The organism is Streptococcus oralis subsp. tigurinus, from assembly GCF_002096275.1.
GTDB lineage: Bacteria > Bacillota > Bacilli > Lactobacillales > Streptococcaceae > Streptococcus > Streptococcus oralis_CN.
In genome coordinates this window covers 49948-75304 of the sequence record NZ_NCUG01000012.1, presented here as the reverse complement: position 1 = coordinate 75304, position 25357 = coordinate 49948, and the positions used below count along the sequence as shown (strand labels likewise).

The window sequence follows — 25357 nt, the reverse complement described above, 5'->3', positions numbered from 1 at the left end:
GGTATTACCTAAAAGACTCAGGTTCTATGGCAACAGGTTGGATTAAAGATAGTGGAACTTGGTATTACCTAAAAGACTCAGGTTCTATGGCGACAGGTTGGGTCAAAGATAATGGTAAGTGGTACTATCTCGCATCATCTGGTAATATGCTTCGTAATACCTATACACCTGATGGCTATTATGTAGATGATAGTGGAGCTTGGTAATAATCTAGAGTATAAATCTTATTCTATTAACTATTAGTTATAGATTCACAGGCTAAATGATATAAAAGCTACATGACAATACAAAAAGCAAGGAACTTAAATTCCTTGCTTTTTAACTCAATATCAAACTGGCTACTATTGGACTGACAAAGACGTAGAGAATACCGGTGACACCGATGGCCAAGCCACCCATGGCTCCTGCTACCGAGCCGTATCGAAAGGCTGTTCCTGTTCCGACTGCATGACCTGTTCCACCAAGGGAAAGACCAACTGCCACTGGATCGTCAATTTTCAACCACTTCAAAAGGGTTGGTCCGATCACACTGGTTAAGATCCCAGTCGCTACTACGACGACCAAGGTCACAGTCGTTAAACCTTGCAATTTCTCTGTAATCCCCACTGCCATAGCGGTTGTCACTGACTTGGGAAAGAGAGAAATGGCTAGGAAAAAGTCCATTCCAAATATTTTCGCCACTATGGCGGTGAAGCTAGTATTGACAACTACTGCTAGCAGACTACCAAAGAGAATACTCCGAGCATGGTGCTTCATCAAGTGAAAACTCTTATAAAGCGGAATCCCTAGAGCCACTGTCGATGGGACAATCAAATTATTCAGATAAACCCCACCTTGGTAATAATCTTGATAAGAAATCCCCGTCGCCTTAAGGAAAATAATGATAAAAATAGCCGACAACAGCAAGGGTGTTGTCAATGGATGTGGAAAACGTCTGTAAATCAACATCCCCACTAGATAAGCTAGGATAGATAATGCAATCCCAAACAGAGGATTGGATACAAATTCACTCATTTCGTTTCTCCCTTCTCATAATCTCCCTCAAAACGTCTCTTGATAAACTGAACCACTAGGGCTATGAGAATAATATTGATGACAGCCGCAAAAAAGACAATCAAAACGATGGGCAAGAGATAGGGAGCAATGACATCAAACTTTTCCATGATACCCACTGCTGGCGGCAAAAAGAGAATGGTCATATTGGCCAGTAAGAAATTTCCGACCATGTTGACGTGCCTGGTCCTTAGCCACTTGAACTGCAGGGCTAGAAAGAGAATAATCAAACCGATAATACTGCCTGGGATGGGCAGATGAAAGAAACTGGAGATTCCCTCACCGATTAGAGAAATCACAAAGAGAATCATTAATTGAACATATAATTTCATCCTAAACTCCATGAAATAAACTTCTTGCATACCAGTTTACTCTTTTTTCAGAAAATTTCAAGGAAATATTGAAATTCTTCTTTCTTGCAAGGATTAGTTAAAAGTAGTATAATAAATGCATGCGCAATCATCTTGTATTACAAAGATAATCAGTAATGACTTTGTGATTTTTACTTTGAAAAGAAAGGAGAAAGCAATGACCTATTTGGAAAAGTGGTTTGACTACAACCGCCGTCAAAAGGAAATGGAAGCCATGTTAGAAGAAACTATTGCACAGCAGAGTGAACAAAGGTTGACCTTGAAAGAGTTTTACTTGCTCTACTATCTGGATTTGGCCCAAGAAAAATCTCTACGCCAGATTGATTTACCCGATAAACTCCATCTCAGTCCCAGCGCTGTTTCTCGAATGGTGGCCCGACTAGAAGAGAAAAACTGTGGCTTGCTTAGTCGCAGATGTTGCGACCAGGATAGACGGGCTAGTTTTATCTGCCTGACTGACGAGGGACAAACAACCCTAGCTTACCTGCAAAAGGCCGTCGAAGAAAGACTGAAAACGAGCCTTGACTTCATTTCTTAATCAGATTTTTTAAAGAAGTTGCGTGCGCAATCATTTTTCTTGACATTCCTCTTTCCAAGGAGTAAAATAAAGTCAAGATCAAACAAAGGAGTTTTATATGATCGAAATTACCTACCTAGACGCCAGCAAGCAAGAGAGGACCATGACTTTCGAGTCTTATGAAGACTTTGAACGTTCTCAACAAGCCTGCCTTATCGGCGTCGCGGATTACTACCCAGTTCAAAAATTAACCTACAATGGTCATGATTTGGACTACCATGGGACTTATGGAGATGTCTTCTTCTATCTCATGAAACAAGATTTAAGCCAATATAACTAAAAAAGGAGAAATACAATGGCAAAAGCAATTACAGATGCAACATTTGAACAAGAAACAAAAGACGGTTTGGTCTTGGTAGACTTCTGGGCAACTTGGTGTGGTCCATGTCGTATGCAAGGTCCAATCTTGGATAAATTGTCTGAAGAACTTTCAGAAGATGTCTTGAAAATCGTTAAAATGGACGTAGATGAAAATCCAAACACAGCTCGTGCATTTGGTATCATGTCTATCCCAACCCTTCTCTTCAAAAAAGACGGCCAAGTTGTGAAACAGGTTGCAGGTGTTCACACTGCAGAACAAATCAAGGCCATCGTTGCTGAATTGAGCTAATCACACGAGAGACCAAGTACTTTATTTGGTCTCTTTTTTTCTTGCCCTTTGCCATTTTTCAAAAAATATGCTAGACTGTAGGTAGAATATTACGATGTTTGGGACATGCCATCGCTAAAAAAAACCTCTACTTGGTATTTTTTAGCTCCCCTAAAGGGAGCTTTTTGCGTGCTCTGAACATTTCCCATTTTAGAAGGAGTACTATGAAACGTCATTCAGCCTTGGTCGTCTTTAGCGGCGGTCAAGATTCCACAACCTGCCTCTTTTGGGCTAAAGAACACTATGAAACAGTCGAAGCTGTCACCTTTGCCTATGGCCAACGCCATCATCTCGAAATTCAAGTTGCTAAAGAAATCGCTAAGGAACAAGGCATTCGTCATCACATCTTAGATATGTCTCTACTGGGACAAATCACTGAAAATGCCTTAACCTCTGATTTGGAGATTGAGCAAAAAGAGGGAGAGGTTCCCAATACCTTTGTTGACGGTCGCAACCACCTCTTTCTTTCCTTTGCGGCAGTTCTTGTCAAGCAACGAGGCATTAAAGACATCGTGACAGGTGTCTGCGAGACAGATTTTTCAGGCTACCCTGACTGCCGGGATGTCTTTGTCAAATCCCTTAATGTTACGCTCAACCTTGCCATGGATTACGACTTTGTTATCCAAACACCTCTCATGTGGCTAGACAAGGCTGAAACTTGGAAGTTAGCCGACCAACTCGGTGCCTTTGACTACGTTCGTGAAAAGACCTTGACCTGCTACAATGGGATTATCGGAAGTGGCTGTGGAGATTGCCCAGCTTGCCACCTACGTCAGCATGGCCTAGATGTTTATCTCTCACAGAAAGGAGAGGGCTAATGTTTTTTGCACCTAAAGAAATCAAACAAGAAACTGGGGAATCTCTTGTCTACAATCCTCACAGAACCTTGGTATCAAAAGAATTTACCTTCGACGCTGCCCACCACCTCTTTCACTATGAAGGAAAATGCAAATCCCTGCACGGCCACACTTATCATCTGCAGATTGCTGTCAGTGGATTTTTAGATGAACGGGGCATGACCTACGATTTCGGAGATATCAAAGCTATCTACAAGAACTACTTAGAGCCCCACTTGGATCATCGCTATCTCAATGAAACCCTGCCTTATATGAACACGACTGCTGAAAATATGGTTTACTGGATTTTTCAAACCATGAGTCAAGAGTTGCCAGACGAGCGCAGTCTCCGTTTGGAATACGTCCGCCTCTATGAGACTCCGACTGCCTTTGCGGAGTTTAGACGGGAGTGGTTAGATGACTAGGGAACGTGTCCTCAAACTACCAGTTCTGGAAATTTTCGGCCCAACCTTTCAAGGTGAAGGCCGTGCTATCGGGCAGAAAACTATGTTTGTCCGCACTGCTGGTTGCGACTACCACTGCGACTGGTGCGACTCTGCCTTTACTTGGGATGGTTCTGAAAAACCAACTCGCATGACGGCTGACGAAGTCATTGCTGAATTAGACAAGCTAGGAAGCTACGACTATGTAACTCTATCTGGGGGAAATCCTGCTATCCTAGCAGCCAACATGGCCGAATTGGTCACTAAACTCAAGGAACGTGGTGTCACTCTGGCTGTTGAAACTCAAGGCTCTCGCTGGCAAAATTGGTTGAAAGACATCGACCAGGTTACTCTGAGTCCAAAACCTCCTTCATCCAAGATGGAAGTCAACTTTGAGACCTTGGACTTTATCGTTTCCCAACTGGATCCAGATAAAGTCACCTTTAAAATCCCTGTCTTTGATGATGCCGATTTGGCCTTTGCCAAAGACATTCAAGAACGCTACCAACCAGATGTTCTCTTCTTATCAGCAGGAAACCCTGAGCCCAAGGCTACAGGCAATATCGTTCAAGACCAACTAGACCGCCTCAAAGAACTCTGGGAACGTGTCGCTGCTGATGATAGCTGGGGCAATGTCCGCGTCCTTCCTCAACTCCATACCCTCCTCTACGACAACCAACGTGGTGTTTAAGATTAGAAAGAAAAAATCATGTCACAACAAGAAGAAATGAAAAACCTAAGCCTACTGGGCAACAAAGAAACCAACTACATCTTTGACTATCAACCAGATGTCCTCGAATCTTTTGACAATCGTCATGTGGAAAATGACTATTTTATCAAATTCAACTGCCCTGAATTTACCTCACTTTGTCCTATCACTGCTCAGCCAGATTTTGCCACCATTTATATTTCCTACATTCCTGACAAGCTCTGTGTCGAGTCAAAATCCCTCAAACTCTACCTCTTTAGCTACCGAAATCATGGAGATTTTCACGAAAACTGTATCAACACCATCGGGAAAGACTTGGTCAACTTGCTAGACCCTCGCTATTTAGAAGTCTGGGGAAAATTCACTCCACGCGGGGGCATTTCAATCGACCCCTACTACAACTATGGTAGACCTGAAACCAAGTATGAAGGCTTAGCAGAACAACGCCTCTTCCAACACGACCTTTATCCAGAGAAAATTGACAATCGCTAAACTCATACTCCATGAAAATCAAAGAGCAAACTAGGAAGCTAGCCGCAGGCTGCTCAAAGCACTGCTTTGAGGTTGTAGATAAGACTGACGAAGTCAGCTCAAAGCACTGCTTTGAGGTTGTAGATAGAACTGACGAAGTCAGTAACATATCTACGGCAAGGCGAAGCTGACGTGGTTTGAAGAGATTTTCGAAGAGTATCATACGAAAAAGCCCTGTTCCTCAAGATGAGGAGCAAGGCTTTTTGAATTTCAATTATTCTTCTGTTCCAAGGAAGCTTTTTGCAACGAGAGCTGCAAGAACGCCACCAACGATTGGGGCAAGGATGAAAATCCATACTTGTTGAAGGGCTGCACCACCTACCAAGACAGCTGGTGCCAAGCTACGAGCTGGGTTTACTGAAAGGCCAGTGATATTCAAGCCCACAAGGATCAAAGCTGTCAATGACAAACCAATGACCAAACCAGCGATTGCACCATTACCTTTGCTTGCTGATGTTACAGTCATGATAACTAGGACAAACAAGAAGGTTGCGATGACTTCAAACAAGAATCCACCAAAGACAGTGACACCGTTTGCCAAGGCATTTTCACCAAGACTAGCAGTCGACATGCCTGAGTTAGACAAGAGGAAGAATACCGCAGCTGACGCAAGGAAAGCTCCAACTACTTGTCCAAGGATGTAGTTTACAAGCTCTGAAGATGACAAACGTTTGTTTACAAACATAGCGATTGAAACAGCCGGGTTCAAGTGAGCCCCTGAAACAGTTCCGATTGAGAAAGCTGCGACTACGATGGCCAAACCAAAGGCAAGAGCAATCCCAAGGTGGCCAAGACCTTCAACACCATTCCCAAAAACAACAGCTCCTGTTCCGATGAACACAAGCATAAATGTACCGATTAATTCAGCAATAAATTTTTTCATGATAAGTCTCCTTTTTTTAAACTATGTATTAGTCTATCAAAAGAAGGAAAGGGTTTCAAGAAAATTGACTGGAAAGTTATTTGAAGATCATGAACCGACTCGCTTATCCTTAGTACTGAAAGGATTGAATAGCTTCTTTCAAGTCATCTTGTAAAAGTTTATGACAGTCTAGTTGAAGGTAAATTTCTAGCAAACAAGATCTGAAATTGGAAAATTTATGGAAATCATTTACTTCTTTCAAGGGAAATTCGACTGTTTGCAGCCAAGCAGTGAGGAGAGACGATTCGATTTTCCCTCGTAAGATTGGTTCATAAAGTACTCTCGCTAACCGCCAATCTTCATCATTTGTAAAACGAATCTCAACACGTTTAAAGATTTTCCAAATGATTTCAAATGCTTCGGCTATATCTGACTTTGGAAAGCTAGGATGGCATATAACCTCCGTCAAGAGATCAGCCCCATGCGCAAATGCGTGGATCCACCCAAACTGATGAGAGTAACCCGTCGTCTCTTTTTCCTTTGTAAGATAGTGTAAGCCTTGATTTAGCATGGTAACCCTGATAGGAGAAGACAACTGCTGGTAATAAAGTGATTCCTTAGTACCATCGCAGGACAGTAGATTGGCATAAATAAGCGCCCTAAAAGAACGTTTAAGAGCCGAGACACCTCTACTATCAATTTCTTTGTATAGACCTTCATCAGAGGAGACCCCTTCTGAGATAAACTGAAACTGCTCAAGGGAAAACAACTCTTCTTGAATCCCTCTTGCTAAACTCGTAAAAACAAGTTCGTCTCGAATTTCTGGAGAGGCATCCCCTAAATGCTCAAGCAACCACTGAATTTCTTCTCGGCTATAGCTTGGTTTTTCTTCTGTCACTTTTCTTTGTAATTCTTTATGCATCTTATGCATCTAAAGTACCTCTGGATTTCTAGTAACTTATCAAAAAGTCATCCGAAGATGACTTTTTTTCTCATTCTATTTTTGATGGAGTTTTTCCTGCTGCAATCGCATCTGCTTCGGTCATCTCAACAACGTTGGCATTATTCGTTTTTGAAGGCATTCTATCCTTACTATACCAATAAACTTTTGATTTTCCATGGTCTGCAACATAGACAATTCTATCTTGCTGTTGAGCTTTGGTTTCAGCTTCACGTGTAATTCTTTTTTCTTCTACTTTTTGAGAAATTGATGATTCAACTGCACCTATTCTATCAAGCAGCTCTGTCTTTTTATCATTATTTTCAATCTGATTAACTATCTCTTTAGCAGACTTCACTTGGCTCGCATCTTGACTTTCTTCCAATTGTTTGACTAAGGTTTCACCTTTTTCTTGCAACTCCTTTGCAACTTTTTCTTTGGCAATTCTCTCTTCTTCTGCTTTTTCTTTAGATTTTTTCTCTTCTTCAACTCGTTTTGCCTCTTCTATACTAGATGAAGTATCCGTAGTTGAAGCTGTCGAAGTAGTAGATGTCGCAGTCTGCTTAGTTTCTGATTGAGAAGATGAAATTTTCTTTGTGACTGTCGGAGTTTTAAGAGCAACTGCAACAAAACTGACAATGAAAAGCCCTATCATTAGATTTCTTTTTCGAATATCTGGCGATTTCTTTACAAAATACCAAATACCAACTCCGCTCAAAACAAGATAGAGAGTAGGCAAAGCAATCAATAAAATGATTCCCAATAAAACTAGACCAATTTTGATAAAGAGCATTCTTTTGGGGTCTTGCTCTAGCCATTCTTTGATTCTATTCATATTACTCTCCTAAAACTCTGTCCAATCTTTACTCCCCCAACTCAGCACTGTAGGCTATAATCTGGTCAACTGTGTCAGACAAGAACTGGATGGTATCACGTAGTGGTTTATCTGTTGAGATATCGGCTCCGATAATCATGGCTGACTCAAGCGGTGTCTTGCTGCCACCTGATTTGAGGAGATTGAGCCAGTCTCTAGCTCCAGTTTCAGAGTTTTTCAGATGGAGGTAACCTGCAGTAGAGATAACAAGGCCTGCTGAGTATGTGTAGCTATACAAGCCCATGTAGTAGTGAGCTTGACGCATCCAAGTCAAGGCTGCATCATCGTCAATTTCAATGGCATCTCCCCAGAAGTCCGTCAAGACTTCCTTCATAATGCTGTTGAGTTTGCTTGCTCCAAAAGTTTCCCCTTCTTCAATCAATGTATATACCTTACGCTGGAAGGCTGCTTCCAAGAGGTGGGTGATGAAATTATGGAAGTAGGTGTCTGTCAAGCGGTGGGCAAGAGCAAAACGTTTTTGACGAGGGTCGTCAGATTGGTGCTCCAAGTAATCGCTGAGGAGCAATTCATTGAAGGTTGACGGCGCTTCGACATAGTAAGTCGACATGTGGGCATTGAAGTAGCTTTGGTGATTATCTGAAAAGATAAATTGACCAGAATGCCCAATTTCATGAATCAAGGTATAGACATCGCTCAAACGACCAGTCCAGCTCATGAGGACATAAGGGTGCACGCGATATGGATCCGCCGCATACCCACCAGAATCCTTGCCACTATTAGCAGCAAAGTCCACCCAGCGTTCTTCTTGATAGCGCGCAACTTCCTGACAATATTCTTGCCCCAATGGTGCGACTGATTTCATGACCAAATCATAGGCATCGTCGATAGTCACTTCAGGATTGAGGGCGCTGTCCAAGTCTAGCTTCCAGTCTGCAAAAGTCATCTTTTCAAGACCATTAACCTTGGCAACATGCTTGAGGTATCTCTGAGCGACTGGCGCAAAGTCCTTCATGATGAGGTCAATCTGGCGGTCAAACATGGCACGATCTACTTCCTGCTCAGCTAAAAGATAATCAAAAACTGAGTCATAGCCTTTCATATCTGCCAATAGTTTTTCAGACTTGACTTGAGCAAGGTAGGCTGCGGCAGCCGTATTTTGGTGCTTACGAAGTCCTTCTGAGAAGGAACGGAAAGATTTCTCACGAATTTCAGCATCTTCATGGTTTTGGTAGAAATTCTCATAAGTCACAAAGCTGTTTTTATAAGTCTTGCCATGAGCTTCAAAGTCAGCCATTTCGAAATCCCCAGCACGCATCTTAGTATAGATGTCCTGTGGACTATAGAAAACTTCACCAAGATTGGTCAAGGCCTTCTCTACATCTGCCCCAAGATAGTGGGCTTTTTTAATTTTAGCCTGGCGAATGGCAGCTGTTAAATGTGGTAATTCACCCAAACGGTCCAAGACTTCCTCGTCCGCTGCCACCAAGGCATCGTCAAAGAAAGTCAAGGTTACACTGGTATCTGTTTCAAATTCCATCCCAGCTTGGGCGATATTAGCAAAATCCTCATTGCTATAGTCTGTCGTCTGAGGCATAAAGGAATAATTGCCGATATGACTCATCTGAATGTAGATTTGTTCCAATTCCGCAAAGGCCTTCTCGAAATCTTCAAAAGTGTGAAGATTATCCTTGTAGTCACGGCTAAATTGATTGATGTCTTCGCGCGTTTTCTCGATTGCACGCAAGAAATCCTCACGGTCTTGGTATAGGGCTGTTAAATCCCAAAGTTCCTTTTCTGGAAATTCTGAACGGTGTTTTTGTTCCATTTTCTTCCTCTTATTTCTCTAATTCTACTAAAACACTAAGGGCTGATAAGGCGTAAAGTGGCGCTGTTTCTGCTCGCAAGATGCGAGGTCCAAGACCTGCTAAGATGGCTCCTTTAGCTCCAAAACTTTCAATTTCTGCAGGTGAGAGACCACCTTCCGGACCAAAAATAAAGAGCAGTTTGGCTCCTTTTTCAAGACCAGAGACTGCTTGTAAGAGAGCAGCAATTTCTCCCTCTTTTGCTGATTCTTCATAGGCCACTACGATAGAATCAAACTGGTCCAGCTGGGCTAGAAAATCTGCTTTCTTCTCAAAAAGCTGGATACTTGGAACGATATTACGTTTACTTTGTTCTGCTGCTCCAAGGGCGATTTTTTCTAGTTTTTCAATCTTTTTACCCAATTTCTTGCCATCCCACTTGGCGACCGACCAGTCTGCAGGAAAGGCCCAAATCTGGCTGGCACCAAGTTCTGTTACTTTCTGAGTGATGAACTCCAGCTTATCTCCCTTGGGAAAGCCGGATGCGATAGTCACTTGGATTGGCAGTTCCACATTGTCAGCTAATTCTTGAACCAACTCAAACTGACGAGCTTCTACATCCAGCACGCGCGCCAAGCGCTTAATCCCATCATCAAAGACCAAGGTCACCTCATCATCTTCTTTCAAGCGCATGACCTGAAACATGTGCTTGCTGGTTTCCTTGTCCTCAATGGTCACAGGTGATGTGGGACTGCCTTTAACAAAATACTGCTGCATGCTAGCCTCCAATCACACCTGAAATATCCTTGGTCTTCTTAAAGACACAGGCATTCCATTCCCCTTGAATCATGTGGGTTTCAAGGAAGAATCCAGCCGACTCAGCTGACTCGCGCACCATGTCCCACTTGTCCTTGATAATGCCACTCATGATGAGGTAGCCTTCATCCTTGACCAAGCAATAAGCATCACCCGTCAGATGAATGAGAATATCCGCCAAGATATTAGCCACGATGACATCTGCCTTAATTTCCACACCCTTAAGCAAATCGCCTGCAGCTACATGGATATTTTCCATACCAGGGTTGAGCTCAATATTTTCCTGAGCCACACGAACTGCCACATCATCCAGGTCATAGGCGAAGATTTCCTTGGCACCCAGAAGCGAGCTGGCAATAGAAAGGACACCTGATCCAGTCCCCACATCTAAAACCGTTTCCCCCCCACGAAGGACCTGCTCCAAGGCAAAGAGGCTCATCTTAGTCGTTGGATGCGTTCCAGTCCCAAAGGCCATGCCTGGATCCAGCTTGATAATCTTTTCTCCCGCAGTCGCCTCATAGTCCGTCCAAGACGGCACGATGGTCAAGTCATGGGTAATACGAGCTGGCTCATAGTATTTCTTCCAGTTGTCAGCCCAGTCTTCCTCAGCCAAGGCAGCCGTCCCCATCTTGACCTCTCCAAGATCCATAAAATCTGTTAATTCTAGGAGACGAGCCTGCAAGTCCGCCTCAACCACTGCCACATCAACCGTATCAGGATAGTAGGCTGTCACCACGATTTCTTCTTGCTGCTCGACTTCAGGGAATATCTCACCAAATCGATCCACATTTCCCACATAGTCCATACTGTCCTCGATCGCAACACCTTGCGCCCCCAGCTCAATCAAGAGATTGGAAACCAGTTCCTCCCCCTCACGCTTAACTGTAACTTTTAACTCTTGCCATGTTTCCATTTTGTTTTTTTAAATTACCTCTCTATTAGATTAAAAATAGTTTTACCAATAACGACAATAAGGTTGTCTCTTAATTTTTTCTCTAACTCTAAGTCTATACCACTATTCTGTATAAATTTGTCTTCTATCATTTTATATAAACGCTTCACTCTAGTGGGATTTCCTGGATCAAAATGAGGTACATAATGGTAAATTATGACCGGAACAGAACCGCTGATTGATCGTTCAGCGATCTGACTCCAGATATACCTATCAGTCTCTCCCAAAGAAACCCCATAGAGAATAATGATGTCAGAGTTTTTTATAATATCACTATTCTTTACATCCATATTTTCTCTATAGTTCTTCAAAACTAAATTTTTTATTAAGGATTCTTTTTGTTCTTCATCAAAACTATTTGAAATTTGTGTATCATCGCTAACTCCTAAAACCGTGCAAATATCTACTGTCCCATGTACATGAATTGGAGATTCAATATAAAAATTATAACTATTGTTTCTTAATTTGTTTTCAAATGATTTTCCCGATCTATCATATAATCTATCAAACACATTTGTATAATTAAGGGTTAAGATATTCACGATGTCATGTTGATATAAATTTTCTTTATATTTTTTATTGATAGCAGGTTGATTGATTAAAGGGAGAGAATTTTCCATATTATTTAGAGTGCTTACAAAGTCAATTACAATACCTTCCTCAAGATTTTGTTCTTGTTGTAATCGTAGATATTCTCTTAAATCGTCAACTACTTCACTAAAATCGTCTATAAATTCCTCCTTCATTTCTATACTTGAGGAAATGAGGTCGCTATCTTTTGTCAATTTACCAATTGACAATTCAAAATCTGACCAATTTTCGTAATCATTTACTTTATCAGAAAATAGCGAATCATAAATAAAATTTGAATATTCCTCCTCATTCTCTTTCCTACTTATGTAAACCTTATTTTGAAATTCATAGAAATCCTTATATCTTGTTTTCAAACCATATTGTAAATCCAAACCATTTCCGACGATATAGGTGATATTCATATCTTTGCCCTCTTGTATTCCTAATATCTAAAATAAGGTTAAAATATCCACTATTCAAATTCAATTTCTTCATTTAAACTATTAAAGAGATCTACTTGAGCTTCAACTTGTAATCTATTAACTAGCCAACCTCTTAATTCAGCTTGCTGAATAAAATCTTCAATACGATTAACCCCATTTAATTCTTTTAATGTAACTACTACACCAAAACGTACTCCTTGTCCATCACCACTTTTCAAACGTTCGATTGTTTTAATGCTCATCCCCCACTGAGGATTAGATGGATTTAAAATTGCTTTAGCTCTCTTTCTAGAAGTAAACGACTCTCCAATATGCTTGACATTATCCCATTTCCTAAATATATTTCTAGCTGCGTTTTCTCTCACATATCCTGGGGTATCTTCGGCATGCTGGTTGTCTTTATTTATCGATTCGATACCGTCTGACTTTAACCTACCAAAAGTAATCTGCATCTCAGTATTTGTATAATCAACCCCTTGATTTCTTGAGCAGTTAGGGAAATAACACATTGTTGCCTTAGCTACATATGGATAACTCTCACTAGAAATAGGTACTGGAAAATCATAATTATAGGTATCATAAGCCCTAGAGATATCTGACACAATAAATTTAATTTCATCATCAGGTGTAGATAAAATATCATCCATTTTTATTGGAACAATACCATTTCCTATCAAAGATAAATCAGTGAATGTTTTCTTATCATTCCAGGGTATTGCTGCATCAATTAGCAAAGCCTTTGCTTCTTCTCGGCTAAGTCCCATAATATGAATGAGATAGGCCATTTTCCTTGCAATAAAAGGTGCCGCAAAACTTGTTCCAGCTACACGACCTAATCCTAGAGGTTCACAAACATTTATAAAGTCACCATTTCCCCCTCCATAATATGACACATCTGGTTTAACAAAGAATGATAAAACAATACCCTCTCGTGAATATGACACTGATTGATTATTAAAATCAACAGAATTTACTATTATAGAATTAAGTGAATCAGCAGGAGCACCTATTCTTTTACGTTTCCCATTTATTACTGAAGCATTTGTCCCAGCTATAATAAAAATTACATCATTCTCAAATTGAATTTCGTCTAATAAAGCTCCCTCTGCAGAGATAAAATTTTCTCTTATTTCATCATTGGACCCTAAAGAAAGATTCCAAACCTTAATATCAGAATTCTGAGAAACAATCTCTTTTATCTGTTTTATGATTGTAAATGAATTAAATCCACTTTGTAGTGACACACCAAAATGCCTTACTCTAAAATTTCCACAACCATCATCCAGATTAGGGTTCAAATTGGCTCCATCAACAATTAAAGAAGTCACAGCTGTCCCATGCTTGTAATCTTGGCTATCTTTTCTAATATCAGGTGAGACAAAATCATGATATTCTACCCACTCATTAAAGTAAACTCTTTTGTCAAATAAGGTATCAATAACGCCAACAACTGGTTCGTTCATTGGAGATGGAAGATTTATTTTTAAATCATTATTATCTAAAGAAAAATCATCTACAGATAACTTAGAAAAATCTTCCACAATCATGGAGACAAGATAGGGAGCTTTTGATAGTAGCAATTCAATATTTTTTTCATCAAGCAAGACCGTGGTCTGATTCATAATATTAGCTTCTGAAATATCAATATTTAATTTATTTAGTAATCTAAAAATGTCTGTATGGACATCATAAAATGTCACGATAGAATTTTGAATATCAGAAACAGTAGTGTGCTCAACCCCAAAATTCTCAATAAAGCAAGAATCTCTCAAATACTGTTGAAATTTACTTTTTGAAATACCATACTCCGAAAAATTTATAGAAGCAAACGTTGATGAATCAGAGAACATCTCACATGTTATCCCTCTATCAAAATGTTCCTCAAAAACTTCAATTATCTTACTTAAAACGGTTATTGTTTTATTAAGAGTATCTCTAGAAATATAATGAGTAACAATATGTTTTGTCTTCTCCTCATTGAATTTTGCTCCCACAATGGTATCATTAGGGAATGGATTCCCTCCTCCTACATTGAAATAGCCATTAATACGGTTACTTTTGGCAACAATTCGATTATAGTAAATACTGATCAAAATACCATCGATAATGTTATTTTTCTCCCAATATGTTTTCGTTTCTTCTAATGAAAAATGAAGATACTTCAAATGTTCCAATGTAATTATTGCTTTTTTGGGTATAGTTATTGGTCCCATACCATTATTTCTTGATTTTTGTGTAAAACTTTTTCCACGTAATGTCAATAATGTATTCATGTTAACCCTCGCTTAATTCTCGTGATACACTACTTTTAGAAACACCTGTTAAAATTTCAATTTCTCTAACTGTAAAACCTAATTCTGATAATTTAGAAATAGATAAATTTTTTCCACTATGCAAACTTCTTAAGAGACGTTTTTGATAATCATGTGGATCTTGTGGATCACTAAATGCCAATGATGTTCGTATCATATTCCTTAAATCACCTGGATTTGGAATTGTATTAGAACTATATATAATTTTTTTAAATAATTTCAAATCTCTGGCTACATTCTTAAATTGCTTTAATAACTCATTTAAAATAATAGTAGCTACTTCTACTTTATCTTCATCAGTATAACGGTCAAAGTCAATTATGGCATCGAATCTTCTCGTAACTGCTTTATCAAGATTTTCAAAAAGATTTGTTGTTGCAATTAATACAATTTCTGGTGACAGCCTATCCAACTCCTTTAAAAAGGCAGAAGTCACTCGTCCCATTTCTCTCAAATCATTCTGATTAACCCTATCCAGTACTATGGAATCAATTTCATCAAATAGGATGATATAATTTTGTTTGAAAGGAAGATTATTGATTTCATTAAAAAGAGTTGCTAAGTTTTTGACTGTTTGCCCCAGCTTACTATCTACTAAGTGACTGAAATCTACTACAAGTAATTCCTTGCCAATAAGTCTAGCCACCTGCTTTACACTTTCAGTTTTCCCAGTACCTGGAGATCCCACAAATAAAAATTTATTTATTCCAATATGATGATTGACAGCGTTTATTATTCCTTTTAAATCATTCATAATTGAAAGAGGCAATGGGAGAGGACCAATATCTAGTTTAGCAGGAGTCAAATACTCACTAGGATTCTCTATTTGCGGCATGAATCTATCACTTTGGGACATTAACCCCATAATATATTGTGCTAATTGTGTATCACCATGTTTATTGAAGTTCCGAGCAATTGCTATGGATTGATTTCTAAATTCTGTCTCTCTGCCCTCATAATGATACTTTATTAAATCAAGAACATCTGATTTTTTCATGATTCATTCCTCCTTACACAAATAATACTATATTCTTGGGACGAAATCAACTATTTTGGGACAAAATTAAAAGAATAACCTTGAAAGGATATTCTTTTAATGCAATACTATATCAGATTTTCCCTGACACTCTTTCCACCACCTGGCAACTCCCACATATTGGGCCAAGGAATGCTGGACTTATCATCCCGCAAGATAGTTAAAATCCTATCCCCACAAAAGAGGGCAATCTTACAGCCTGTAAAATCAGTAATTTTGATTTCCATGTTAGATTCCTTCAGCTAATGCCTTTTCCAGCTCCTCTAACCAGTTTGCATAGTAGCGTTTCTCGTCTCGCACCGCCCTACTGTTATTTGTTTTCTGTTTGACAAACTAAATTGTCTAGTATTTTCATGATAAAAATTCATTCGAATAACTTTCATTAGTCTTGGAAAGATTAAATATTGCTAAGGAGATATAACGATCTTTAATAACATAACAATATAAATCAATGATTTAACCAAGATGTTTACCTGTTGGCTCTATATTTCATATCACTAAGCCATCTTTCTATTTCTTTTTTACACACTTCAAAAATCTTATCTTCAAGTTCTTTATTATCTTTTTCGAAACATCCTTTCCATAAATTTTCATCTTCTACTTCGTAAACTAGGATATTTTGATCACTCAATTCTTCTTTAAATTCTGTGAGACGAGATGGTTCGTGAGAATGTAGACCACTATAACCTATGTATGGATATAGTATAAATTCATCAAAATCAGTCACAGTTACAATAATACCATTTCGTCGTGGCTGGTGATTAGGATTAGCATTCTCCGAATAATCGTATGGATAGAATAAAATGACGCCAACTGTATTTTCTCTCTCTCTACAATGGCTCGTGCATCATCAACTCCTTGAGAAGGATCATAAAATTCCTCTGCAAAACGATAAGTTCTTCCATCATATATACCTTTCTTCCCTGGTTCAGATAATTGCAACAAGATATTTTTGAACTTCTCATCATCAATACCCAATTTTTTTAGATAATCTGAGAATTCTATATCAAAGTAGTAAAATTCCTCAGTTTGAGAGTCTATATGATTAATTTTTAAAAAAGCAGTCTCATCTGAAAGTATCGTTGGTTTTGAAGCTATTTGCTGCAAAAATTCGCGAATATAGGATTTCTTATTATTAAACTCAGTCAGTGATTTAGTATGTCCATACCGACTTCGACTATCCTCGAGAGTAAAAGAGTAATCAAAAGATTGTGTCGTTAATTGATCTATTATTTTGCGCAGTATAAACTTAATTTTTAAAGAATGCAAATCATTATTATTAAAAAAACTATTCTCAAACTGTTCATATTCTTCTTTAGATAATTCCCCGACAAAATCTAGTAAGTCAATTAACTTCCAATAAAATTTCAATATCATAGGTCTATAAAGTTCATTTACACCTTTATAAAGAGTAGAATTCATAAACTTGTAAAGTTCAAATCCCTTGGAATAATAAGTTCTTCCTTCATATTTTCTACCGTAATTTAACTCCCTATTATTCATTCTATTCACGAAATAGGAATCTAGAATAGTAATAAAATTATAACTTAGGGGTAGCCCTTTATGATTAATCCTGTGAATATAATCCAAAATACCTAAATCAGGGACAACAATGATATTAGGTTCAGAAATATAATCTGATTTTTCCAATAAAGATATTGCAGTGGATATATCTGTAATTAGCAATGTCGAAACATTACAATCAAAGAATAACCTTTTATTTTTATCAATCATATCAATAATTGTAGCTTTATTACATTTATCTAATTCATCTATAGAAAAAGTAATATTAAAGTATTCAGACATATTTTTTAAAAGTCGTAGTAGCTGACGCTCTTTTAACTCCTCAGTAACAATACTTTTTAACTCCCGAGACAATTCTTCGTTATCGCTTGAAGAAATGTTTCCTCTTAATTGAAATCCCGATTTTATTATTCCTATATCAGCACTTAAATCAATAGATGACTCGGATGATACTTCTGAAGTAGTTGATTCTAAATACCTCTTTGTATTTGTTATTTCTAGATCAAAATATTGCAGTTGTTGGTGAGAAATACGCAAGAATTCCTCTAATTTTTTCAGCTCATCCGATTTTATTTCAAAATACTCAACTTTATGATATAGTTCGTCAATATTTCTTCGAAAACTTGAAATATCTACTCGTTTTTTTCAAAAGAAAACCAGCTATTTTTTTGAAATCCATGTTGTTTATTTAAAAGCTTAAATTGTTCCTCTACATCGCTGGTTTTACTTAATAACTTGTTACATAAATTAAGAATATTTGAAGTATTTTCTTTTTCCTCAATTTTTTCAACTTTTTATGAATTGTTGAAAATTTTTTTCTAATTTGATTCTGTTCTAACCGATTGTATTCTTTTATCTTTTTATCAACATTAAATTCTAGAGTTGGATAAAACCCTCTATCATCATTAATAAAACCATCAAGATAGTCTTCAATATCCTCCATTCTTTTGGAAATAGCATTAGGAATTTGCATTAAAATTTCTCTATGAAAATCTTTGTTACCACTGAAAAAAGACACATTCACTACAAGAATTTCTTTGTCATCTTTATCACAACTATACTTTTTATCAAATTCCAAAGAAATATTTTTAAGACTTGATTTTCCTGACCCTCTATTGCCACATAAGACAAAAAGCCCTTTCTCTTCTCTGTAAATAGCCTGCAACTGCTCTACTATTTCTCGTTCTGTAGGCAATAATGAAAAATAGTCTCTAGCTTCTCGGCTATAAGCACCAATATATTTTTTTCCCGCTGTCAAGATTTACCTCCCTTTACATTTACTCAAATAAAGTTCGTCTTCTTTCTAATATCTCGGATAAGGATAAAATTCTCCCTCTTCCAAGCCGACTTTTCCTTCTTCAAAGACTTCTTGGTTCCATTCCATGACGAATTCTTCTGCTTCTGGGTCTTCCAAAAAGTCCATGAGGGCATCCAGCCCAACCTCGGCAGTATCTTTGAGGAAAAGTGCAAAATAAGCTAAAAACTCACGAGAAAATCCTTTTTTAGGTAGGTAAGGGATGACCGTCAGATAGTCTTCTGCGTTAACCGTTGACTTGGTCGGATTGTAAAAAAGGACCGCTTCTTCAAAAAGGATATCATCTGACGAAACCTCTCCATCCTCATCCAGCATCTCCACTCCTGCAGCATTTTGTGCCTCTAATAGAAAACTTACTTCAACCGCATGATTGCGCTTGTCCCAGCTAATCTCATAGTCAAAGGGAAAGTTCTTGTCCAACTCCTCCTCTAAAACATCTAAAAATCCGTATGTTGCCATTTTGTCCTCTTTCTATGCGACTCTTTAATCGCCCCGATTGCTCGGAATTATGCTAAAATAGATACTACCATCTTACCACATATACATCAGAAAATCCATGTTAGAAAGGACTGCTATGCCTGACAATCTCGCGCTTCGCATGCGCCCTAAAACCATCGACCAGGTCATCGGTCAAGAGCATCTGGTAGGACCTGGAAAAATTATCCGTCGTATGGTGGAGGCCAACCGCCTGTCCTCCATGATTCTCTACGGACCTCCAGGAATCGGCAAAACCAGTATCGCCTCTGCCATCGCTGGAACGACCAAGTATGCCTTTCGGACCTTCAATGCCACTGTTGATAGTAAAAAACGTCTCCAAGAAATCGCTGAAGAGGCTAAATTCTCAGGTGGCCTTGTACTGCTACTAGACGAGATTCATCGTCTTGACAAGACTAAGCAAGACTTTCTTCTACCACTCTTAGAAAGTGGTCTGGTCATCATGATTGGTGCTACGACTGAAAATCCCTTCTTTTCTGTCACTCCTGCCATCCGTAGCCGTGTTCAAATTTTTGAGTTGGAACCTCTGTCTAACCAAGACGTCAAAGAGGCTCTTCAGATAGCTCTAACTGACCCTGAGCGTGGTTTTGATTTTCCAGTTGAGCTAGATGAGGATGCGCTGGATTTCATCGCAACTTCTACAAACGGAGATCTTCGCTCTGCCTTCAACTCACTTGACTTGGCTGTTCTTTCTACTCCCGAAAATGACAAGGGCATCCGCCATATCACTCTTGATATCATGGAAAACAGCCTGCAGAGGAGTTACATTACCATGGATAAGGATGGGGACGGTCACTACGATGTCCTTTCAGCCCTGCAAAAGTCCATCCGTGGCTCGGATGTGGATGCTAGTCTTCATTACGCAGCCCGCTTGGTTGAAGCTGGGGATCTGCCTAGCCTCGCTCGTCGTTTGACTGTGATTGCTTATGAAGATATCGGCTTGGCCAATCCTGAGGCTCAGATCCATACCGTAACTGCTCTAGATGCTGCACAAAGGATTGGTTTCCCAGAAGCTCGCATCCTCATTGCTAATGTCGTCATTGATTTAGCCCTTTCACCCAAGTCCAACTCAGCCTATGTGGCTATGGACAAGGCTCTTGCTGACCTCAAATCATCAGGACATTTGCCCATTCCGCGACATCTACGTGATGGACATTATAGTGGTAGCAAGGAATTGGGCAATGCCCAAAACTATCTCTACCCCCATAGCTATCCTGGACACTGGGTCAAACAAGATTACTTACCCGAAAAAATACGTGATCATCACTACTTCTCTCCAGAAGATACTGGCAAGTACGAACGGGCCTTGGCGCAACGTAAGGAAACCATTGATAAATTAAGACACTTGTGAAATCCTTTTCAAAAAAATAAATTTTCCTCTTGAATTTTTTTGAAAAAGTGGTATCATATAAATATAGAAACGCTGTGGTGTACGACTTCACACTTAAGTGTTGACCGACTATTTTTTGTATTTTTAGGGAAACAAAAGTCTTCTAACAGCATGTAGGCCGTCTCACACGGAAACAGCTTCAGTTAGAGCGAGTTGCCCACCTGCTTAATTGCGCGGGTTCAATACAAACCGTGAAGTTTCGGCACCAATACAGCTTTTTATTTGCCTTCTTAGCTCAGTTGGTAGAGCAGTAGACTCTTAATCTATGGGTCGCAGGTTCGAGCCCTGCAGGGGGCATCTAAATCAACAGGAAAAAGCCTTGATTTTCAAGGCTTTTTGTTTGTCTATAACTGATTTGCCCTACATTTAAATCTATCTTTTCTTTTTGAATCAAATTACATCTTAACAAATAGTGTAAAGCCAGTTACTTTTGCTTTGATGCCATACAATATTTTCATGTAGAGAAGACAAATTTTATCTTCTCTTTTTATTTTCAAAATGATAAAAACTGATTTTCTTTTCATGAATCAGACTGAAACTTCCAAATTGTTTATTTATTTTATTGACATTTTCTATAAAAATAAGTACAATAGTCTTATTATCAAACTATACTATACTATATAGGGGGTATTGAAATGAAATTTTCTAATCGTTTACTGCTATTCCTTGCAGGAGTTGTTTTTGTCCTTTTAGGACTTTTCCTATTTACAAACCCAGTAGCTAATCTTGTTGCTTACAGCTGGTGGATTGCATTTGGTTTACTGGTTTCTTCTATAGCAGCTATTTTAGGCTATTTCTCTGCACCAAAAGAGCTTCGCTCACCTGTTTATCTTTTCCAAGGATTTGTTAGTCTTCTCTTAGCTCTTTACCTCGTTGCTTATGGCTTTGTGACCCTGCCGGTCGTCATTCCGACCATTGTAGGAATTTGGTTAATTGTAGAAGCCATTATTGCTTTCTTTAAAGGCAATCGTCTAGGATTGATTTTCCCTATTATTGGTAGCAATATCACGTGGGTAGCCTTGCTTGCATTTTTACTAGGTCTAGTGATTCTGTTCAATCCAGTGGCTACAGGTGTCTTTGTCGTTTATGTCATTGCCTTTTCATTTTTAGTTACTGGCTTCACCTACATTATTGAGGCCTTTCGTAAATAGTCTAGTTGCTATTTCTATCGCATTCAAAAAAGCTGGGAAATCATATTCTCAGCTTTTTCGTCTCTTTAATTATCACTTTTTCGCATTCCATTCTGCGTAGAATTGCTCTAAGTATTCTTCCAAAAAGTGATGGCATAGTGCTCTAGCATTCGATAAGTTGCAATAATAACCGGTCGAGAACGGGGCATCGACTCAATCATACCGAAAATAAAAGAGCGAATGTTATCTGCAAAAAGAAAGCTTAGATTCTTTGCGATTTCAACAAAAAAAGCACTGTTTGTACTGACCCCAAAAAGTTAGACAAGTAATTTAAGTGAAGGATTTAGTTCTGTATTTCACAGGACTAATGTAAGTGGCTCATTTGGACTATCCTCCTGTTTTGTTTTGTCACTTACAGTATAGTCCTTTTAGGCTTTTCTTGTATTTTGAGTTTAACTAGCACCACGGGTATTATTTTTCCTTTTACTTACCAGATAGAAGTTAAAACTTAATTGAAAAGAACCATTTAATTTAACTAATGCATGTTCTTAAAATTTCCTAAGTCTACCAACAGCTCTATCTAAATCTTTCTTTTTAATCAAAATTTTAAAATTGCCTAATTTATAGAATATAAGTTTTTAAATAAAAATTTAATCTTTTTGTAATATATTGTATATTGCATAAAAGATTATTGTATGCTACAATTCACCTTGTGTAGCAGTAGTTTGTACTACTAAATATAGGAGATTTTATTCTATCTCTATAAAGTAATAAAGGAGTGTAAGCCCATGGAAAATGTTGTTGTCTCAATTTTTCATATTGAAAGTGAAGCCTTTCAGGCCTTTTCAGAATTAAAACAGTTTGTTCAAACTGAAAATACCAAATTAGCTCAGGCTTCAATTGTAAAAGCTGAAAATGGTGTTGTTAACGTCAAAGATAGCTTTGATTTGATGAATTCCCTAGGAGATGATTATTTCGAAGGCGGATTAATTGGTAGTTTAATCGGAATTTTAGGTGGACCATTAGGTGTTCTCTTTGGTTTTGCTACTGGTGGAGCAATTGGCGCCTCCGTTGGTTCAGACAAAGAATTGATCAATTCGGCATTAATTACAACCGTTAGTAAAAAGTTGACTAATGGCGAAGTAGCTATTATTGCACTTGTACAAGAAAATGATGAATCTGTTTTAAATGCTATTTTTGAAAAGTATCAGGTTGACATTGCTAGATGGGATGTCGCTACTGTTGCGGCAGAGATAGAGTCAGCTCTCAAAATTCAAGAAGATTTAGAGCATCAAGCTAAAGCTCGCTTAATTGCGGATAAAAAAGAAGCTCGTCGTGAAAAATTTGATAAATTGAAAGCTAATATTAAAGAGAAATTTTCGAAAAAAAATTAACAGACTGAAGAGACTGAGGTAAAAAGATTTCGATTTTTGAAAATCTTTACTATTAAGCTATTTAAATAAATGGTTTAAATTAATAAAAAAGCGACCAAACGGAGTTTTCTGGCACTTAAACTTCTGTTTGTTCGCTTTTTATGTTAGTCATGTAAATTTGTAGCTAATTTACATGACTTTTCTATATTCTCTAATAATAGGCACTGATGATTTATCATAGGTACACTGGTCTCCTGAATCAAAGCTTATAGAGTTATGGTTCGTCTGGCTACGAGGGTCAACATATATAGGTATTATAGGTTTTCTAACCAAATGTGAGTCATTCGTTTTTGCCCCACTTTTGCCCCATTTTTAAATCATGACATTGAAAATACCTAAAAGTACCTTCCGAAAATCATCTATATTTCAATATTTTTGATTACTTTCAATATGAAAATTTCATACAAATTCATGCAGGGGGCATCTAAATACAACAGGAAAAGCCTTGGAATCAGGGCTTTTTTTGTGTCCTCCCTACTTATGTCCCATCAACAGATGCTCAAGATATATTTTGTGTGTAAAAAAATTCTTTTGCTCCTCTACGAAAAACAAAAAAGCTATCCTACCTTTGCAAATTTGGATAAGATAGCAGAATATTTTAATGCAACTCCAACCCAACTCTTTGGAACGAGTAAAGAGATTGAGTTAGAAAAGAGTGTTCTTGAATCTAATGAATACTCTGATAAAGTAAGTGAAATCTTAAAAGCTGTCAAATACATCGAAGATTTTCTAGAAACTGATGGACAGTACTTAGAGGATTTACTTTACTTAACAAGAGGCAACCAACTATACACAGAAGATGGAGATGAGTTGTATATTGATCCAACTTCTCAGAAAAGAACACTTCATACCCAATATGAACCTGGTTTTATTGAAGCAAGAGATAAATCTCCACTAGAGCTCTTAATTGAAAATAAGGAGCTATTAGATTAAATAAAAAAAGCGAGGATATCCTCGCTTTTCTATTGTAAAATCTTATTCTTCATTATCAATCATCAAACACTCTGCCTGTGAGTTGGTACATGAGGTAAATGTGCTCCAAGGTTTTGACAATTCGCGTCACATGAAGTTATTTAAGCATCTCCCTTTTTTTTATTACCATTTTCTGTTATAATAAATTGTACTTCTAAAATAGAAAGGTCTTAAGATGACAACTCTTATTAAACATAAACGTGTAGAATTTTCAGAACTTTTTTATGACCTAGTTTTTGTTTTTGCAATTTCAAAAGTAACTACTTTAATTGACCATCTTCATAACGGTATTTTGACTTGGAATTCTTTCCTTGATTTTTTCATTGCTACTTTGTTTCTCATCGATTCCTGGATGATTCAAACCGATTATACCAATCGCTATGGAAAGAACTCTTTATTTAACATAGTAATCATGTTTATCAAAATGGGAATTTTACTCTTTATAGCCAATATGATTGGACCTGATTGGCAACAATATTTTCATTATCTCTGTTGGGCTATTGGTACATTAACCCTTACCTTATTTTTTCAATATTTGGTTGAATTTTTTAGAAAATCAACCGATGATGCTAATCGGGAAAGTATCAAAGGTTTTCTATGGATAACAGGTCTAGGAAGTTTAGGATTCTATCTAGCAGCTCTTCTTCCTATTTACCTTAGAGTCTATATCTTATTTGCTAGTATTCTGCTAACATTTATTATGCCAAGTATCTTGCTTAATAAAGATAAGCATTACCAGGTAAATCTCCCCCATTTAATCGAGCGCATCTCCCTTCTTGTCATTATTATGTTTGGAGAGATGATTACGGAGCTAGCTAACTTCTTTACAATCGAGAATTTCTCGATTTATTCGGTTCTTTATTTCATTATTATGATTTCTCTGTTCTTGTTTTATTTTGGTCAATTCGACCATGCTATTGATGAAAAATCTAATCAAAAGGGACTATTTCTAATTTACAGTCACTATCCTATTTTCATTGGACTTCTTATGATGACCGTTTCGATGAGTTTTCTTCTGAATCCTGAAACTAATCTTCTCTTTGCAACCAGCTTCTTTTATATCGGAATTGGCCTCTTCCAAGCTGCTGTCCTAGCAAATGGGCCCTATAACAAACACTATCTTCGCTATTCGAAAAGTTACTACTGTGTCCAAGCTACACTCTATCTGGCTGCCTTGATTCTCTCTTTAATCTTTGCTTCTAATCCTATAATAGTAGTAAGTATTACAACCATTTTAGCTCTAGCTATAGCTATTCATTCTATTTATTTTTATATGACACAGAATAAAAAATATTCCAAATCTAACTGGGAGTTATTTTAATGAGTTTATAACATAAAAAAGCTTTGGGAACCAAGGC

At 37.9% G+C, this 25357-nt stretch carries 27 protein-coding genes, 1 tRNA gene and 2 pseudogenes; 14 read left to right on the top strand and 16 right to left on the bottom strand.

The window, feature by feature from the left end:
• Positions 1 to 206 (top strand): annotated as a pseudogene (locus B7725_RS00880) (N-acetylmuramoyl-L-alanine amidase family protein); the annotation flags it as partial.
• Positions 207 to 318: 112 nt separating this feature from the next.
• On the opposite strand, the gene B7725_RS00875 reads toward B7725_RS00880, so the two are convergent.
• Entirely contained in the window at positions 319 to 1014 is a 696-nt protein-coding gene (locus tag B7725_RS00875) for an LrgB family protein (protein WP_001288935.1), read from the bottom strand.
• Positions 1011 to 1385 (bottom strand): CidA/LrgA family protein, encoded by a 375-nt coding sequence (locus B7725_RS00870; protein WP_000781326.1) that lies wholly within the window; start codon positions 1383 to 1385, stop codon positions 1011 to 1013. The genes B7725_RS00875 and B7725_RS00870 overlap by 4 nt, the downstream gene beginning before the upstream one ends.
• 196 nt (positions 1386 to 1581) lie before the next feature.
• Between B7725_RS00870 and B7725_RS00865 the strand changes: the two genes are divergently transcribed.
• The 7 genes from B7725_RS00865 (at position 1582) to queF (ending at position 5130) form a co-directional block, all read left to right on the top strand.
• Entirely contained in the window at positions 1582 to 1962 is a 381-nt protein-coding gene (locus B7725_RS00865; protein ID WP_009730460.1) for a MarR family winged helix-turn-helix transcriptional regulator, read from the top strand.
• 97 nt (positions 1963 to 2059) lie between these two features.
• A complete protein-coding gene (locus tag B7725_RS00860) occupies positions 2060 to 2281 on the top strand; it encodes a DUF4649 family protein (protein WP_009730461.1) in 222 nt (73 codons plus the stop codon).
• A gap of 15 nt (positions 2282 to 2296) precedes the next feature.
• Positions 2297 to 2611, top strand: a complete 315-nt coding sequence (gene trxA / locus B7725_RS00855; RefSeq protein ID WP_001029581.1) for a thioredoxin — start codon at positions 2297 to 2299, stop codon at positions 2609 to 2611.
• Between the two features lie 203 nt (positions 2612 to 2814).
• A complete protein-coding gene (queC, locus tag B7725_RS00850) occupies positions 2815 to 3468 on the top strand; it encodes a 7-cyano-7-deazaguanine synthase QueC (RefSeq protein ID WP_084874163.1) in 654 nt (217 codons plus the stop codon).
• The gene (gene queD / locus B7725_RS00845) at positions 3468 to 3911 is read left to right on the top strand and encodes a 6-carboxytetrahydropterin synthase QueD (protein ID WP_000464577.1); all 444 of its coding nucleotides are present in this window, start codon (positions 3468 to 3470) and stop codon (positions 3909 to 3911) included. The genes queC and queD overlap by 1 nt, the downstream gene beginning before the upstream one ends.
• A complete protein-coding gene (gene queE / locus B7725_RS09965) occupies positions 3904 to 4620 on the top strand; it encodes a 7-carboxy-7-deazaguanine synthase QueE (protein ID WP_000196474.1) in 717 nt (238 codons plus the stop codon). The genes queD and queE overlap by 8 nt, the downstream gene beginning before the upstream one ends.
• An 18-nt stretch (positions 4621 to 4638) precedes the next feature.
• Positions 4639 to 5130 carry a preQ(1) synthase gene (queF, locus tag B7725_RS09960; RefSeq protein ID WP_084940570.1) on the top strand — a complete coding sequence of 164 codons (492 nt, stop codon included), beginning with the start codon at positions 4639 to 4641 and terminating at the stop codon, positions 5128 to 5130.
• Positions 5131 to 5383: 253 nt separating this feature from the next.
• On the opposite strand, the gene B7725_RS00830 is transcribed toward queF, so the two are convergent.
• From B7725_RS00830 to B7725_RS00775, 14 genes and pseudogenes are all read right to left on the bottom strand, one after another.
• The gene (locus B7725_RS00830) at positions 5384 to 6052 is read right to left on the bottom strand and encodes an MIP/aquaporin family protein (protein WP_049537151.1); all 669 of its coding nucleotides are present in this window, start codon (positions 6050 to 6052) and stop codon (positions 5384 to 5386) included.
• A gap of 109 nt (positions 6053 to 6161) precedes the next feature.
• Entirely contained in the window at positions 6162 to 6953 is a 792-nt protein-coding gene (locus B7725_RS00825) for a DUF2785 domain-containing protein (protein ID WP_049537184.1), read from the bottom strand.
• A 70-nt stretch (positions 6954 to 7023) separates the two neighbouring features.
• Positions 7024 to 7806, bottom strand: coding sequence for a hypothetical protein (locus B7725_RS00820; RefSeq protein WP_049537153.1), 783 nt, complete (start codon positions 7804 to 7806; stop codon positions 7024 to 7026).
• 28 nt (positions 7807 to 7834) lie between these two features.
• Positions 7835 to 9631, bottom strand: a complete 1797-nt coding sequence (gene pepF / locus B7725_RS00815; RefSeq protein ID WP_084874162.1) for an oligoendopeptidase F — start codon at positions 9629 to 9631, stop codon at positions 7835 to 7837.
• A gap of 10 nt (positions 9632 to 9641) precedes the next feature.
• Positions 9642 to 10385: a 16S rRNA (uracil(1498)-N(3))-methyltransferase gene (locus tag B7725_RS00810; protein ID WP_084874161.1), complete on the bottom strand. Its 744-nt coding sequence runs from the start codon at positions 10383 to 10385 to the stop codon at positions 9642 to 9644.
• Between the two features lies 1 nt (position 10386).
• Positions 10387 to 11337 carry a 50S ribosomal protein L11 methyltransferase gene (prmA, locus tag B7725_RS00805; RefSeq protein ID WP_084874160.1) on the bottom strand — a complete coding sequence of 317 codons (951 nt, stop codon included), beginning with the start codon at positions 11335 to 11337 and terminating at the stop codon, positions 10387 to 10389.
• Positions 11338 to 11351: 14 nt separating this feature from the next.
• Entirely contained in the window at positions 11352 to 12371 is a 1020-nt protein-coding gene (locus tag B7725_RS00800; protein WP_084874159.1) for an AbiH family protein, read from the bottom strand.
• A 50-nt stretch (positions 12372 to 12421) separates the two neighbouring features.
• Positions 12422 to 14605, bottom strand: a complete 2184-nt coding sequence (locus B7725_RS00795) for a S8 family peptidase (RefSeq protein WP_084874167.1) — start codon at positions 14603 to 14605, stop codon at positions 12422 to 12424.
• A gap of 61 nt (positions 14606 to 14666) precedes the next feature.
• Positions 14667 to 15701, bottom strand: coding sequence for an ATP-binding protein (locus B7725_RS00790; RefSeq protein WP_084874158.1), 1035 nt, complete (start codon positions 15699 to 15701; stop codon positions 14667 to 14669).
• 116 nt (positions 15702 to 15817) lie between these two features.
• Positions 15818 to 15967: pseudogene (locus B7725_RS00785) on the bottom strand (NUDIX hydrolase); the annotation flags it as partial.
• A 242-nt stretch (positions 15968 to 16209) separates the two neighbouring features.
• Entirely contained in the window at positions 16210 to 16467 is a 258-nt protein-coding gene (locus tag B7725_RS10055) for a hypothetical protein (RefSeq protein WP_239823762.1), read from the bottom strand.
• Between the two features lie 2 nt (positions 16468 to 16469).
• Positions 16470 to 17801: a hypothetical protein gene (locus B7725_RS10050; RefSeq protein WP_239823761.1), complete on the bottom strand. Its 1332-nt coding sequence runs from the start codon at positions 17799 to 17801 to the stop codon at positions 16470 to 16472.
• Between the two features lie 190 nt (positions 17802 to 17991).
• Entirely contained in the window at positions 17992 to 18522 is a 531-nt protein-coding gene (locus B7725_RS10045) for an ATP-binding protein (protein WP_239823760.1), read from the bottom strand.
• Positions 18523 to 18567: 45 nt separating this feature from the next.
• Entirely contained in the window at positions 18568 to 19038 is a 471-nt protein-coding gene (locus B7725_RS00775) for a DUF3013 family protein (protein ID WP_084874156.1), read from the bottom strand.
• A gap of 115 nt (positions 19039 to 19153) precedes the next feature.
• Here B7725_RS00775 and B7725_RS00770 point away from each other — a divergent pair, with 115 nt between their 5' ends.
• From B7725_RS00770 to B7725_RS00740, 6 genes are all read left to right on the top strand, one after another.
• Complete coding sequence (locus B7725_RS00770) at positions 19154 to 20425, top strand: replication-associated recombination protein A (protein WP_084874155.1); 1272 nt, start codon at positions 19154 to 19156, stop codon at positions 20423 to 20425.
• Positions 20426 to 20688: 263 nt separating this feature from the next.
• A tRNA-Lys gene (locus B7725_RS00765) sits at positions 20689 to 20761 on the top strand.
• 338 nt (positions 20762 to 21099) lie between these two features.
• Positions 21100 to 21615 carry a DUF308 domain-containing protein gene (locus tag B7725_RS00760; protein ID WP_061586782.1) on the top strand — a complete coding sequence of 172 codons (516 nt, stop codon included), beginning with the start codon at positions 21100 to 21102 and terminating at the stop codon, positions 21613 to 21615.
• Between the two features lie 767 nt (positions 21616 to 22382).
• A complete protein-coding gene (locus B7725_RS00750; RefSeq protein ID WP_061597013.1) occupies positions 22383 to 22988 on the top strand; it encodes a DUF1269 domain-containing protein in 606 nt (201 codons plus the stop codon).
• A gap of 519 nt (positions 22989 to 23507) precedes the next feature.
• Positions 23508 to 23960 carry a transcriptional regulator gene (locus B7725_RS00745; RefSeq protein ID WP_084874154.1) on the top strand — a complete coding sequence of 151 codons (453 nt, stop codon included), beginning with the start codon at positions 23508 to 23510 and terminating at the stop codon, positions 23958 to 23960.
• 214 nt (positions 23961 to 24174) lie between these two features.
• Positions 24175 to 25320 carry a low temperature requirement protein A gene (locus B7725_RS00740; RefSeq protein ID WP_084874153.1) on the top strand — a complete coding sequence of 382 codons (1146 nt, stop codon included), beginning with the start codon at positions 24175 to 24177 and terminating at the stop codon, positions 25318 to 25320.
• Positions 25321 to 25357: the final 37 nt, after the last annotated feature.

What these genes read in the sequence shown, in the direction of transcription:
- B7725_RS00830 (WP_049537151.1), bottom strand. Translation starts at nt 6,052, where the DNA reads ATGAAAAAATTTATTGCTGAATTAATCGGTACATTTATGCTTGTGTTC.
- B7725_RS00820 (WP_049537153.1), bottom strand. Translation starts at nt 7,806, where the DNA reads ATGAATAGAATCAAAGAATGGCTAGAGCAAGACCCCAAAAGAATGCTC.
- B7725_RS00770 (WP_084874155.1), top strand. Translation starts at nt 19,154, where the DNA reads ATGCCTGACAATCTCGCGCTTCGCATGCGCCCTAAAACCATCGACCAG.
- B7725_RS00740 (WP_084874153.1), top strand. Translation starts at nt 24,175, where the DNA reads ATGACAACTCTTATTAAACATAAACGTGTAGAATTTTCAGAACTTTTT.
- B7725_RS00775 (WP_084874156.1), bottom strand. Translation starts at nt 19,038, where the DNA reads ATGGCAACATACGGATTTTTAGATGTTTTAGAGGAGGAGTTGGACAAG.
- B7725_RS00790 (WP_084874158.1), bottom strand. Translation starts at nt 15,701, where the DNA reads ATGAAAAAATCAGATGTTCTTGATTTAATAAAGTATCATTATGAGGGC.
- B7725_RS00875 (WP_001288935.1), bottom strand. Translation starts at nt 1,014, where the DNA reads ATGAGTGAATTTGTATCCAATCCTCTGTTTGGGATTGCATTATCTATC.
- queE (WP_000196474.1), top strand. Translation starts at nt 3,904, where the DNA reads ATGACTAGGGAACGTGTCCTCAAACTACCAGTTCTGGAAATTTTCGGC.
- B7725_RS00860 (WP_009730461.1), top strand. Translation starts at nt 2,060, where the DNA reads ATGATCGAAATTACCTACCTAGACGCCAGCAAGCAAGAGAGGACCATG.
- queF (WP_084940570.1), top strand. Translation starts at nt 4,639, where the DNA reads ATGTCACAACAAGAAGAAATGAAAAACCTAAGCCTACTGGGCAACAAA.
- B7725_RS00795 (WP_084874167.1), bottom strand. Translation starts at nt 14,605, where the DNA reads ATGGGACCAATAACTATACCCAAAAAAGCAATAATTACATTGGAACAT.
- B7725_RS00760 (WP_061586782.1), top strand. Translation starts at nt 21,100, where the DNA reads ATGAAATTTTCTAATCGTTTACTGCTATTCCTTGCAGGAGTTGTTTTT.
- prmA (WP_084874160.1), bottom strand. Translation starts at nt 11,337, where the DNA reads ATGGAAACATGGCAAGAGTTAAAAGTTACAGTTAAGCGTGAGGGGGAG.
- B7725_RS00750 (WP_061597013.1), top strand. Translation starts at nt 22,383, where the DNA reads ATGGAAAATGTTGTTGTCTCAATTTTTCATATTGAAAGTGAAGCCTTT.
- queD (WP_000464577.1), top strand. Translation starts at nt 3,468, where the DNA reads ATGTTTTTTGCACCTAAAGAAATCAAACAAGAAACTGGGGAATCTCTT.
- B7725_RS00825 (WP_049537184.1), bottom strand. Translation starts at nt 6,953, where the DNA reads ATGCATAAAGAATTACAAAGAAAAGTGACAGAAGAAAAACCAAGCTAT.
- queC (WP_084874163.1), top strand. Translation starts at nt 2,815, where the DNA reads ATGAAACGTCATTCAGCCTTGGTCGTCTTTAGCGGCGGTCAAGATTCC.
- B7725_RS00800 (WP_084874159.1), bottom strand. Translation starts at nt 12,371, where the DNA reads ATGAATATCACCTATATCGTCGGAAATGGTTTGGATTTACAATATGGT.
- B7725_RS00865 (WP_009730460.1), top strand. Translation starts at nt 1,582, where the DNA reads ATGACCTATTTGGAAAAGTGGTTTGACTACAACCGCCGTCAAAAGGAA.
- trxA (WP_001029581.1), top strand. Translation starts at nt 2,297, where the DNA reads ATGGCAAAAGCAATTACAGATGCAACATTTGAACAAGAAACAAAAGAC.
- B7725_RS00810 (WP_084874161.1), bottom strand. Translation starts at nt 10,385, where the DNA reads ATGCAGCAGTATTTTGTTAAAGGCAGTCCCACATCACCTGTGACCATT.
- pepF (WP_084874162.1), bottom strand. Translation starts at nt 9,631, where the DNA reads ATGGAACAAAAACACCGTTCAGAATTTCCAGAAAAGGAACTTTGGGAT.
- B7725_RS00870 (WP_000781326.1), bottom strand. Translation starts at nt 1,385, where the DNA reads ATGAAATTATATGTTCAATTAATGATTCTCTTTGTGATTTCTCTAATC.
- B7725_RS00745 (WP_084874154.1), top strand. Translation starts at nt 23,508, where the DNA reads ATGTCCCATCAACAGATGCTCAAGATATATTTTGTGTGTAAAAAAATT.